The organism is Shewanella intestini, from assembly GCF_018221465.1.
GTDB classification, from domain to species: domain Bacteria; phylum Pseudomonadota; class Gammaproteobacteria; order Enterobacterales; family Shewanellaceae; genus Shewanella; species Shewanella intestini.
In genome coordinates this window covers 81,191-93,291 of sequence record NZ_JAAIKR010000011.1, presented here as the reverse complement: position 1 = coordinate 93,291, position 12,101 = coordinate 81,191, and the positions used below count along the sequence as shown (strand labels likewise).

The window sequence follows — 12,101 nt, the reverse complement described above, 5'->3', positions numbered from 1 at the left end:
TGTGCTTGCTTACAAAAGGAATGGTCATGAACTCGACAAGCACACTTCAAAATGCCCTGTATTATACTTTTACTCGTGACAAATGGTCGAAACTGCGCAAAGCCGTACCGCTGACGTTAAGCGAAACGGAGTTGACTCGTTTACGCGGTATGAATGAACAGCTGTCGCTCGCTGAAGTAACTGACATATATCTCCCCCTAAGCCGTTTACTTAATTTAATTGTTGGTGCCAAACAACAACGAAATCTTGTACTTGAGCAGTTTCTCGACCAAAAGCCAGATCAAAGCCCCTATATAATTAGCATTTCAGGCAGTGTTGCCGTAGGTAAAAGTACTACGGCGCGAATTTTACAAGCACTATTACAACATTGGCCCGAACATCCTAAAGTTGACTTAGTGACCACTGATGGTTTTTTATATCCACTTGCCGATTTAAAACGTAAAGGATTGATGAAACGCAAAGGCTTTCCTGAAAGTTACGATGTGAAAATGCTCAGCCAGTTTATCTCTGCGGTGAAAGCGGGCCAAAAGGAAGTATTAGCTCCGCTATACTCGCATATTACTTATGATCGCAGACATGATGAGCATCAGCCAGTACGTCAACCTGATATTTTAATTCTAGAAGGATTAAATGTTTTACAGACAGGTATGGATACTTTAGTGCATTCCACTGCCCCCTTTGTCTCCGATTTTGTCGACTTTTCTATTTATGTCGATGCACCAGAGCCGTTATTAAAGCAATGGTACATGCAACGCTTTTTACAATTTAGACAAAGCGCCTTTATAAATCCCGACTCTTACTTCAATCATTATTCTAATTTAACGGACGATGAAGCCAATGCCATTGCGGGCAATATTTGGGATACAATTAATGCACCAAACCTAAAACTGAATATTCAGCCCACGCGAGAACGGGCACATCTTATTTTACAAAAAGGTCCAAACCACACGATGGAAAAGGTGTTACTCCAAAAATAACATCTTAAAGGTGATTAATCTGCTCGCAGGCTTATTTCTCCACCGATATAACTTTGTTTTCCCTGTGCGGTATTGAGCATTACAGCGCCGTCTTTATCAATACCGCAATAAGTGCCGTAAACTTCATTTGGTGCCATGATCAATGTCACTGCTTTTCCCATAAACTGATCGTCTTGATTCCAACGAGCAATAAAGTCAACTAAGCCTGTACGTTCAAAGTGCTCAATGTCTTCACATATTTGTTGATGCAATTGCCCCATTAACATGGTCTTATCGATCTGATTTTCTACCCCTGACAAATCACTCCACGGTTGATCGATTTTCAGCCCTTGTGCCTTAGACATATTCATATTCAATCCAAGCCCAATCACCAGCTCAAGACCTTGAGCTTGATTCGCACCTAACTCAACCAATACCCCCGCTAATTTGCGACCATCGCGGTAAATATCATTCGGCCATTTGACACTCAAACCGTCAACGCCAAAGGCTTTCAATACCTGCACCATAGAACAGCCAATGACCAAACTTAATCCCATGAGTTGTGGCGGAGTCAGCGATGTACGCCAAAACACGGAAGTATATAGATGATGTCCATAAGGTGACTGCCATGTACGCCCTCTACGACCACGCCCTTTTGACTGATATTCAGCAATACAAACATCGCCACTATTAAGCTCTGCAGCATGTGCCATTAAAAACCCATTTGTACTGTCGATGTCATCAAAATAAAAACAGCGTTTGTCTATTAATGTCAGCAACCGAGATTCGTCTATTAACGAAATAGGCTCAGCTAATTGGTATCCCTTACCTTTCACTGAATAGATATCAATGCCGTATTGTGCCATAGCATCAATGTGTTGATTAACCGCACCGCGCGTAAGCCCTAGTGCAGTAGCAATTTGCTCACCTGAGACGAATTTATCCGCCGTTAATAAGGCTAAGATATCTCGCTTTGTTGCCCAATGTTGCATGGTCATACTAATGCTACCTCCGCTTGTGATCCCATCACTCTTGGCTCCGCTTCTAATGTTATTGCAAATGTCGTTTCAACAACTTGCATAACATATTTAGCTAAACGGCAAATGTCCTCGCCCCTTGCGTGGCCTAAATTAATTAATACTAAGGCTTGTTTATCATGTACGCCAGCGTTGCCAAGCTTGTATCCTTTCAAATGCGCATGCTCAATTAACCAACCAGCGGCTACTTTTATGTCGCCTTTATCTTGTGGGTAGCCGACGATATTTGGGTATTGTTGTTTTAACAAAGCAAACTTTGCCGCAGTAATAATTGGGTTTTTAAAAAAACTGCCCACATTCCCCATTACATTCGGGTCGGGTAACTTCGCCTTACGGGTTTGGCAAACATGGTCAAAAACTTGTACTGCACTGACGGTATCAGCCGATAAATGCTTTAACGGACCATAGCTTAAATTAGGCTGCCAATTAGCCGGAATAAATAACCTGACCGCAGTGATAATCGCTTTTCCCATTAGCGCCTGTTTAAAAATGGAATCGCGATAACCAAACTGACACTGTTGATTATCCAACCTATTAAGCTTAAAAGACGTTCGGTCTAAATATTCAACTTGGGTACAAAACTGACCAAACTCCACGCCATAGGCACCAATATTCTGAATCGGCGCAGCTCCAACACTACCGGGGATTAACGCTAAGTTTTCCAATCCATAAAAGCCTTGCTGCAGACAATATTCAACCAATTGATGCCAATTTTCACCCGCTTGCACGGTTAACGTTACGCCATCAGCTTGTTGCTCCACCTCAATACCTTTCGTGTTCATTCTCAATACCGAACCCGCGAAATCAGTGGTTAAAACCACATTACTGCCGCCACCTAATACCAATAATGCTTGATTTAACGCTTGTAATCGCTGGCATTGGATAATGAGCTGTTCGACACTTTCGACATTGATTAACTCCTGACACGACTGGTCTAGGCCTAATGTATTGTATTTCAGCAATGAAACCGACATATAAACTCTTAGCTACCGATAAATTAATCTGCATTGTACCAGTTTTGACTCGTTTCACACCTACACAGACCCGCCTTGCTGCGATATACACCGATGGAGTTTTTGCTTTTAACTTTGTGATGATGATTTTTGTGACTAACAGTAATATAAAGGCAATCATTTTTTGAAAAAGAGCTGATTTATCCTGATTTACATATCGTTACTTTTGAATTGTTTTTGATACACTGTGATGCCGTATCGAACCGTCCACCATTATGACAACAGAAACACTCAAACCATATAAATTGTGGTTATTCTTAGCGTTGGGGTTAATTTGTTTATCACCATTGATCTCTTCTCCCATTGCCTTGCTTTTAGGCTTTACCTTAGCCAGCCTTGGATTGGTTCCACCCAATATTGATCTCGGCAAATGGACAAAAAAATTATTGAGTTATTCCATTGTCGGGTTAGGCTTCGGAATTAATTTACCTGAAGCAATTTCTGCTAGCAGTCACAATTTGGGTTTGATTGTCGGCTCAATTGTATTCACTCTGATACTCAGCTTTGTGTTAACTCGAGCATTGCAATTGGAAGTCAAAACGGGTCACCTGATTGGTTGCGGTACGGCGATTTGTGGTGGAAGCGCCATTGCAGCAGTATCGCCGGCCATTAACGCACGAAACGATCAAACGGCGGTTGCCCTCGCTTGTATATTTCTGCTGAATTCAATCGCATTATTTGTATTTCCCGCTATTGGCCATGCCTTAAACATGAGTCAGTATGACTTTGGGGTGTGGAGTGCCATTGCCATTCACGACACGTCATCTGTGGTGGGTGCCGCTAGTGCATATGGTGATGAAGCGTTAAAAACCGCAACAACCATCAAACTTGCTCGCGCGTTATGGATAATTCCTGTTGCTATGTTGAGTGCAGTTGCATTTGGCGGAGACCGCAGCAAAATCCGTATACCTTATTTTATCGGGTTTTATTGTTTGGCTATCTTATTCGCCTATTTTGTCCCTCAAGGTCAACCGGCTTATGAATTGTTATTTGCGGCATCTAAACAAGTTTTAATTGTATGCTTATACTTAATTGGTGCAGCCATAACCGTCAGCAAAATGCGGGCTAATGGTCCAAAACCATTGTTATTAGGTGTGTTGTTGTGGGTGTCGATTGGCGTTGCGTCATTAAGTTATATATTAATGGTTAGCTAGTAAAAGCGGCATAAATTTGCGATTGCAGCAAATGCATTGAAGATTTGCTGCAACTGACATTTCATTCTACATTTTCATCGATATACGGTTTTGATAAAACCAACCATAGCAAGGTAGCAAACACCAGTAATTCAATCACCGCGGTGATCAACCCACTGGTGAGCAATGATGCGGCAACGGCAATAACACACAATAACAAGATGAATATTGATTTTAATTGCTTACTGCCTGATAACGATTTCATGTTAATTCTCCATAGCTTAACTATGACGAATTATCTAAGTGGCTGATAAAACTTGCCAATACCAATCTTTTCTAACTTATTACTAATAAAAGCATAAGGCCGATTTTCATCGCTCAAAAGCAGATTAATTTATCACTTGTTTATCGCTAGGTTTTAACCAAAACTGCAATGCGACGGCCAATAAGCAATAGCCACTAAAATAATAAAAACCACTTTCAAATTGTGCTTGAGTCACTAGCATATCCCCCATTCCTGCAGAGGCATTTCCAGCCATATAGACAATAATTAACGCCACTACAAATACATCGGCCATTGACCACTTTCCAATGGCTGTCATCATCTTTAACAGCATATTCTTAAGCGATGAGGGTATTGGAAAATTAATCATCAATAGCATCAATAGTTTTAACGACGGAATGACAACACTAAAGAGTCCAACCATTAGCGCCACAAATACATGTTGCGACTGATACAGTTCATTTATTGTATCTAAGATACTTCGCGATTTATGAAACACTTCAACCGTGCCTGTAACCTCATCGAGCCCCAGCATACCCACGGCAATATTGAGCATGTTCTTTGCACTACTTTGGGAATGTTGTGGGATACTTTCAATGAACATGTCCATCCCGCTATCAACTAATTGTGACTTTTCAATCGTTCCTGTAATCGTGAGTACAGGTTGGGTTATACCTGGAATTAATAACCCCATAGAGACAATGATTAAACACACTGACATTACCGTTCTCATCTTTATCCCTTACTGTTAATGCTAAATTGAGCCCAATAAAAAACCATCATAAAGATGGCAAAAATAGATATTAATATTGATGTTTATAGTTTTAATAAAAAGGCGACGGGTCAGCTTCTAATGAACTAGGTGATACGCCACGCTCAATATTTAACTCTGACTTTTTCAGGTCGACAAATGCAACCTTGGTATAGCGTTTATGTTTTAGTGAATAAAAACATTTCACGATAGGGTTTAAAGGATTGCGTCCTTTTGAGTCCCATACAATACCTACTCTATCATCAGATAATTGTACTAACGATCCAACGGGATAAATGCCAACACAACGAATAAACTCATAAACCAACTTTTGGTCTAGATGATGTGGCGTTAAGCTTATTAACACTTTAAACGCGGCAGCTGGACTCATTGCCTCTTTATAACAACGTGTGGCAGTTAGCGCATCATAGATATCGACAATACACCCCATGCGTCCATGTTGCGGTATTTGCTCATCGATTAAACCTTTGGGATAACCGGTTCCATCCAATTTTTCATGATGCATTAAACACACATCGATACTTGTTTGAGACAAACCTTCAATATCTTTCATAATATCGATGGCATAAACCTGATGCAGTTTCATTTTTTCAAACTCTTCAGGGGTTAATTTAGCTGGCTTTTGTAAGATGGTAGTATCGACATTCACTTTGCCAATATCATGCAAAATCCCGCCTATGGCCATTTGCTTAACCAGTGCATTATCGATATTTAAATGGCGACCAAACGTCACTAATAAAAACGCCACATTAATTGAATGTTCAAGCAAGTAAGCATCTTTAGTACGCAGTGCTGAAATACATTTGAATGCATCTGCATCACCCACAACTGACTCAATCATTTTGTCAGCAATTTCCGCAAACGGCTCAACTTCAATCGCTTTACCTTCGAAAGTTTCTGACATTACCTTTTGAATAAGGCATTTAGCTTCGGCAAGAATTTTTTTGGCATGTTTTTGCTTGATATCGCGCGGGTTGAGCGCCGGCTTTCCTCTTAACGGATTACTTGTTGTCCTCGGTTCCTTCTTTTTTAAACCACTGGCTTCAGAAGAACGTTCAACATCCACCCATACCGTTTTAATCCCATTTTTAACTAACGTGGTTATCGCTTGCCGATTTTTAATTTGTCCAGCATTAGAAATCGCCATTTGACTATTGTTTTGATCAAACGCGGTTACAAACATACCGACTGATAATTTACTCACCGGTATTTTTATGACATTGGCTGATTCCGTTGAATCACTCATGTAAAAACCACTCCAGAAAGACAATGTTGTGTAGAATAAATAAGGGAAAATAAAAGAATTAGCATTCTTCATTAATGTTAAGCTTTATCAGCGATATTTACCAAAGCTATGACACATTTATTCCATATATCGTTGTAGCATGCGCTCTTAGACCTCTTACTTCAAGAGTTTGTGCTTTTTTGTTAATCACCTCGTATTAGATATTTCTTTTAGATTGTCACAAGACTGATAATTGCTTATCGGCTTTTTAATTCGCTGCTGGTATATTAACTTTTTATTGCGTTTCAAAAGTCACTATAATTTACATTATCGCGCTCGTGCATTATTGGAGAATACATTGTCAGGCCACGTTTTTTCACAACAAATTAATGAGTTAAAAGAAAAGCTCATTAAACTAAAACAAACGCCTGTGATAGAGCCTATTGTACAATTATCGGCAGATGCTCCTTCTGTACCGGTTTTGTCTTGGCTTGGCTCACAAGTTATTTACCCTAAGATTTATTGGCATGGACGTGACAAAATAGAAGAAGTTGCCGCGATAGGCTCATGTAAAGACTTTTTCTTTGAAGACCAAATTGATGATGACAGCTTAGCAGAGCTTTACCAAAATCAACGGGGTAAAAGTCATGGTCAAGATATCCGTTACTACGGCGGCTTAGCGTTTGATCGCAGCGTTGAATGCTGGGGTGAGTTTGGTCGAGCACGCTTTGTTTTACCACGGATTGAAATTCGTCGTAATGGCAACACCATTCGTATTTTGCTCAACCTCAACTTTGACAACACTTGCCCACAACAAGAATGTGAAGACGCTCTAGCAGCATTAATGCAAATCCAACGTGCCACGCCACTATCACCACCTAAAAAATTGGCTTTGATGGGCCGCAGCGATCTACCCAATTACCCTCGTTGGCAAGAGCTTGTTGAACAAGTCACTCAGCAACAATTTAATAAAACCACCCCTAAAGTCGTACTGTCGCGCCAAACGCAACTAGAAGTAGACGACATTATTGATCCTTGGACACTGCTTGCTTGTTGGCAAGGACGTAACCCCAATAGTTTCCAATTTGGGTTCCAGTTTTCAAAAAACAAAGCCTTTATTTCCTGTTCTCCTGAGCGTTTATATCTGCGTCGCCAACAAGAGTTATATACTGAGGCATTAGCTGGAACAACCATAAGAGGTTTAAATCAGGAAGAGGATCAATGCTTAGCGCAACAACTTCTTGATGACACCAAAAACAGTCACGAAAACCAACTCGTCAGACAGCATATTGTTGAATCACTGGCATCACTGAGTCAGTATGTCGGCGCTGAAGAAGTCCCTAAAATTTTTAAACTCAACCATATTCAACATTTACATCGCGATATTCGTGCTCAGTTGAAAATGGGTGTAAGTGATTTTGACCTACTAAAAGCACTGCACCCAACGCCTGCTGTTGGTGGACTGCCTCGTTTTTCAGCATTGAATTTTATTCGCCAACGCGAAGGCTATGCTCGCGGTTGGTATGCTGGCGCATGTGGTTATTTAAATCATTATGAATCTGAGTTTTCAGTCGCTATTCGTAGCGCACTCATTGAACCGAGACGAATTAATTTATTTGCAGGTGCAGGCATTGTTGCAGGTTCTGATCCTCAAGCCGAGTGGCAGGAGCTAGAAAATAAACTCGCAACGATCATGTCTATTTTAATTGATTTTTAATCAAGGACTTCACTCAGAACAATCTCTCATATTAAGGCGTTTGCGAAAACTGACGCTTTTCCTGTGAGGTTACTTTTGCTATTATCCCGCCCCCAAAAAGCTGTTACCAATAATATAGCCACATCATTGATGTCTGTTAGCATTGATTGGTCACTGAATATTTATCACTGTCATTGTGCTCAGATTGAACGAAAACTAATTTATCGTTATTTTTACCTGCGTACATAACGGGTTCCCTCACCCCGTGCAACTTCAATAAAAAGGCCACAATATGTTATCGCTTACCGCGACGCAAAAGCACCGCGCACTGACTTTATTAGTCAGCTTTCACATCCTTATTATTTGTGCCAGCAATTACTTGGTACAACTGCCCTTTCAAATATTTGGCTATCACACCACTTGGGGAGCATTTAGTTTTCCTTTTGTATATCTGGCAACCGATCTCACTGTACGTATATTTGGTCAACAAGCTGCTCGGGTCATTATTTTTAAAGCCATGCTACCAGCGCTACTTATTTCTTATGTTGTTGGAGTGATATTTACCCAAGGTCAATTTCAGGGCTTAGGTGCATTAGCTGAAATTAATCAATTTGTATTTCGTATTGCCTTTGCAAGCTTCGTTGCTTACCTTGTGGGTCAGCTGATGGATATTAGTGTCTTTGCCAAATTACGCACCCTTAAATACTGGTGGGCAGCCCCTGCTGCATCGACTGTCGTTGGCAATTTAGTCGACACGTTAGTGTTTTTCAGTGTGGCATTTTATGCATCAAACGATGCCTTTATGGCGCAACACTGGCCAGAAATAGCCACCGTTGATTACAGTTTCAAATTGATTGTCAGCTTAGGGTTATTTTTACCTGCTTATGGTGTCTTGCTAAAAATATTGCAAGATAAAATCTTAACTACCCAAGCGCATTCAAACGTTAGCTCACACTAATTTTTATCAGGTTATTTGAGTAAACCTACCAATCTCACAGTTTGCTCAAATAACCAACGCCACACCTACCCTACTTGCCCGTCCTCATGTAATGTTTCAATAAAATAGTCGTTCATATAATTAGAAGAGGGAGATTGAAGATGTACTCCACTGAAATCAAAGCTTATACCCAACTTACGCCCCAAATAGTGCAGCAATTATCTAAATTAACGCTGTCGATCCCTGAACTTAATAACCCACAAACCGCTGCAGAGTTAGAACAAAAGCTAATCAACAAAAATATACTGATATTAATTGCTTATGTGGAAGGAGAAATGGCGGGATTCAAGCTAGGTTACGCCCAATCAGAACAGACTTTTTATAGTTGGCTTGGCGGTGTACACCCTGACTTTAGAAAACTGGGATTAGCAAAATCAATGTTAGCATTTCAAGAAAATTGGGCCATGCAGCAGAATTACCACACAATGACAGTAAAAACCCATAATCATTTTAACGCCATGCTAAATCTGTTGGTCAATCAGAAGTATCACATCACTGCCGTTATCGAAGCAAGCGAAGTACCAAACCACAAGTTACACTTACAAAAGCAATTATAACAATAGCTTAAAAATTATTTTGTAAAGATAAGCACTTTTTTTACATTCAAACTTGCAAATATTAATGATAATGATTACTATTTACGTGCGTTCCAAAACCTTGATAGTTAAAGACTCATCACTTTAATTATTCTCCGGGTTTATCAGTACAACATTGCTCATACACTCTTTGTGGCCGGGTTCATCACCCGGCTTTTTTTTGTCTGCATTTTAGGCGATATATCAAAAAACATTCATCTTTTTAACGAATATAAATACATAATCTCATCACGCGTTGTCATCTTGGATTGCAAACTTAGATCGGCCACCAAAATGCAGCCCAACATATGGACTATTCGCCCCCTCTTCTTTGGCTTTATGATACAAACCAATAGTAAACACAGTGCCTTTACCAAGCACAGAACTCACCTCAATCGTGCCGCCAATGCGCTTAATAATCCCGTAGCTTAAAGATAAACCCAGCCCAGTACCGTCTTTACGAGTGGTATAAAACGGATCAAAAATGCGACTTAATTTCTCTTCTGAAATCCCAGAGCCTTCATCGGCAATCTCAATTTTAACCCCAATGCATTCACCCTTTTCATTGAGCCAGTCGTTTGTCTTAATAAAAATCTTGCCACGTTGCTCAATGGCATGAGCGGCATTAACAACCATATTAATCAGCACTTGCAAAATTTGTGGTTGATTAATTTCAACTTCACAAGTGGCGTTAAGCTCTTGCACTAATTCAACTTGTTGCTGTTGAATAGAATGACGCACTAACACTAACATCTCTTCAATAATTGGCGTCACTGGATTCATTTGAATAGGTGCATTAAATTCACCCGGTCTGCTGTACTGCAGTAAACTGCGAATAATGGTGCTAATTCTGCCAACTTGTTGGATAACAAGATCAATCTCTTCTTCAACCGTTTCAGCTTTATCACCTAGCTCATATTTAAGCAGCTCCATATTGCCTAATATAACCGCGGTAGGATTATTAATTTCATGCGCTATCCCTGCGGTTAACTCCCCTAGTGCGGTGAGTTTTTCGTTTGTCACTAATTGCTGGCGAGTTTCATTAAGTAACGCAACATTGCGTTGCAGCTCTTCTGTTTTATCCTGCAAGCTACGGGTCCGTTGCTCAACTTTTACTTCAAGCTGTTCTGCAGCCGACTGGATCTGAGCATTACGTTGTTGTAGTAAATCGAGCATTCGGTCAAATTGCTCAGCAAGATTTGATAGTTCATTTTCACTGTCTAAATCTAATTCACCTATACGGACATTACGCCCAGATTGAACCGCTTTGACAACGTGATGAATTTGTTCAATAGGTTGCAATAAACTATAGGCACCGCGATAAACTAATAAACCAGATACCAATAATACCAGCATCAAAATCGTGCCAAGCTCAATGATATTGAGTAGGTAGTTATGAATAAAAGGCGATTCTGAAAAGCCGGTATATATCATCCCGACACGTTTGCCACGAATATCTATAATGGGAGAGTAGGCTGCGATAAACCAATCATTAAGCACAAAAGCACGGTCAACCCATATATTGCCATTAACCAGCACATCTTCACGGACGTCCTCAGACACTAAAGACCCCAACGCTCTGGTAATACTTTTTTCCTCCGGGAACTTGATGCTCACAGGTACGTTAGTGCTTACTCGTATATTATCCAGAAAGATAGTTACGGTACCAATAGAGCGTTCTGGCAAGGTCCCGGTGTCGTAAACTAAGTCGCGAATGGCATCGACTATCACGGTATTACGGTTTATTAAAATACCACAATCTAAATACCACACGACATTACCGTGTTGGTCTAATACTGGTAATACGCTGCGGCTCATTAAACCACGACGCTCTTGCTTTTTATTAGGTTGTTGAGCGCGTAGTGTTTCCGTTAATGGGATAACAGCTTTTTCAGCTAATTCAGGATCAATATGTTTAAGTCGTTGCGATGAGACGACCGTAATACCTGAATGGGCTTTATTGTCTTTTATTCCAGCAAGCATGGTACGTAAGTCTGGGTCAGCTGCCGCTTCAGTGATGGTTAATATGCGTAAAAAATCTAAACCAAATTGAGCTTTTTGTTGTTTTAAATGTGCATTTAATTTTGCTTGATTCGCAAGTTGTTGAGGTCGCCCCTGAGAGATGAGTTGTTCGTAGAAATTATGAAATTCCCATGAATGACTAATGGTAACCAGTTGGCGTTGCTGCTCTTGTTGTACTTGCATCAAGGTGTTATTTGCCACCGCAAGATCAGCCTTCACCTTCATAAACAATTGCTGACCGGTATAACTGATATTCCAATAAATGGTAATAAATACCAAACTAACAAGTGTCAACAAAATGGGTAATAACGTCAGTACTAATAACCGATATCGCACCTTGGCGCGCATTTGTTGCCAAGTTACCCCAAATATACGCGAAAAAAATGACACGA

The 12,101-nt window shown here is 40.3% G+C and carries 11 protein-coding genes; 5 read left to right on the top strand and 6 right to left on the bottom strand.

Features of this window, described 5'->3' with window-relative positions; genetic code table 11:
* Positions 1–26 precede the first annotated feature (26 nt).
* Complete coding sequence (coaA, locus tag G3R48_RS11775; RefSeq protein ID WP_153665909.1) at positions 27–977, top strand: type I pantothenate kinase; 951 nt, start codon at positions 27–29, stop codon at positions 975–977.
* Between the two features lie 14 nt (positions 978–991).
* Here coaA and birA read toward each other — a convergent pair whose 3' ends face one another.
* On the bottom strand, positions 992–1,954 hold the full coding sequence (gene birA, locus G3R48_RS11770; protein ID WP_153665911.1) for a bifunctional biotin--[acetyl-CoA-carboxylase] ligase/biotin operon repressor BirA: 963 nt from the start codon (positions 1,952–1,954) through the stop codon (positions 992–994).
* Positions 1,951–2,967: a UDP-N-acetylmuramate dehydrogenase gene (gene murB / locus G3R48_RS11765; RefSeq protein ID WP_153665913.1), complete on the bottom strand. Its 1,017-nt coding sequence runs from the start codon at positions 2,965–2,967 to the stop codon at positions 1,951–1,953. Before murB ends, birA begins: the two co-directional genes overlap by 4 nt.
* Positions 2,968–3,221: 254 nt before the next feature.
* Here murB and G3R48_RS11760 point away from each other — a divergent pair, with 254 nt between their 5' ends.
* Positions 3,222–4,160, top strand: a complete 939-nt coding sequence (locus G3R48_RS11760; protein ID WP_153665915.1) for a YeiH family protein — start codon at positions 3,222–3,224, stop codon at positions 4,158–4,160.
* Between the two features lie 61 nt (positions 4,161–4,221).
* On the opposite strand, the gene G3R48_RS11755 is transcribed toward G3R48_RS11760, so the two are convergent.
* The 3 genes from G3R48_RS11755 to G3R48_RS11745 form a co-directional block, all read right to left on the bottom strand.
* Positions 4,222–4,404, bottom strand: a complete 183-nt coding sequence (locus tag G3R48_RS11755) for a hypothetical protein (protein WP_153665917.1) — start codon at positions 4,402–4,404, stop codon at positions 4,222–4,224.
* A gap of 124 nt (positions 4,405–4,528) precedes the next feature.
* Complete coding sequence (locus G3R48_RS11750; RefSeq protein ID WP_153665919.1) at positions 4,529–5,155, bottom strand: paraquat-inducible protein A; 627 nt, start codon at positions 5,153–5,155, stop codon at positions 4,529–4,531.
* Between the two features lie 91 nt (positions 5,156–5,246).
* Positions 5,247–6,440 carry a cyclic di-GMP phosphodiesterase gene (locus tag G3R48_RS11745; protein WP_153665921.1) on the bottom strand — a complete coding sequence of 398 codons (1,194 nt, stop codon included), beginning with the start codon at positions 6,438–6,440 and terminating at the stop codon, positions 5,247–5,249.
* A gap of 337 nt (positions 6,441–6,777) precedes the next feature.
* Between G3R48_RS11745 and G3R48_RS11740 the strand changes: the two genes are divergently transcribed.
* The 3 genes from G3R48_RS11740 to G3R48_RS11730 all read left to right on the top strand — a co-directional run bounded on the left by G3R48_RS11740 (position 6,778) and on the right by G3R48_RS11730 (position 9,669).
* A complete protein-coding gene (locus G3R48_RS11740) occupies positions 6,778–8,136 on the top strand; it encodes an isochorismate synthase (RefSeq protein WP_153665923.1) in 1,359 nt (452 codons plus the stop codon).
* A gap of 271 nt (positions 8,137–8,407) precedes the next feature.
* Complete coding sequence (locus G3R48_RS11735; protein ID WP_153665925.1) at positions 8,408–9,073, top strand: 7-cyano-7-deazaguanine/7-aminomethyl-7-deazaguanine transporter; 666 nt, start codon at positions 8,408–8,410, stop codon at positions 9,071–9,073.
* Between the two features lie 140 nt (positions 9,074–9,213).
* Positions 9,214–9,669, top strand: a complete 456-nt coding sequence (locus G3R48_RS11730) for a GNAT family N-acetyltransferase (RefSeq protein WP_153665927.1) — start codon at positions 9,214–9,216, stop codon at positions 9,667–9,669.
* A gap of 267 nt (positions 9,670–9,936) precedes the next feature.
* Here the strand turns inward: G3R48_RS11730 and G3R48_RS11725 are convergent, their stop codons facing one another.
* Positions 9,937–12,099, bottom strand: coding sequence for a sensor histidine kinase (locus tag G3R48_RS11725; protein ID WP_212593329.1), 2,163 nt, complete (start codon positions 12,097–12,099; stop codon positions 9,937–9,939).
* Positions 12,100–12,101 lie beyond the last annotated feature (2 nt).

Excerpts from the sequence above, each read along its gene's own strand:
- coaA (WP_153665909.1), top strand. The coding sequence starts at position 27 with ATGAACTCGACAAGCACACTTCAAAATGCCCTGTATTATACTTTTACT.
- G3R48_RS11760 (WP_153665915.1), top strand. The coding sequence starts at position 3,222 with ATGACAACAGAAACACTCAAACCATATAAATTGTGGTTATTCTTAGCG.
- G3R48_RS11745 (WP_153665921.1), bottom strand. The coding sequence starts at position 6,440 with ATGAGTGATTCAACGGAATCAGCCAATGTCATAAAAATACCGGTGAGT.
- murB (WP_153665913.1), bottom strand. The coding sequence starts at position 2,967 with ATGTCGGTTTCATTGCTGAAATACAATACATTAGGCCTAGACCAGTCG.
- G3R48_RS11730 (WP_153665927.1), top strand. The coding sequence starts at position 9,214 with ATGTACTCCACTGAAATCAAAGCTTATACCCAACTTACGCCCCAAATA.
- G3R48_RS11735 (WP_153665925.1), top strand. The coding sequence starts at position 8,408 with ATGTTATCGCTTACCGCGACGCAAAAGCACCGCGCACTGACTTTATTA.
- G3R48_RS11750 (WP_153665919.1), bottom strand. The coding sequence starts at position 5,155 with ATGAGAACGGTAATGTCAGTGTGTTTAATCATTGTCTCTATGGGGTTA.
- birA (WP_153665911.1), bottom strand. The coding sequence starts at position 1,954 with ATGACCATGCAACATTGGGCAACAAAGCGAGATATCTTAGCCTTATTA.
- G3R48_RS11755 (WP_153665917.1), bottom strand. The coding sequence starts at position 4,404 with ATGAAATCGTTATCAGGCAGTAAGCAATTAAAATCAATATTCATCTTG.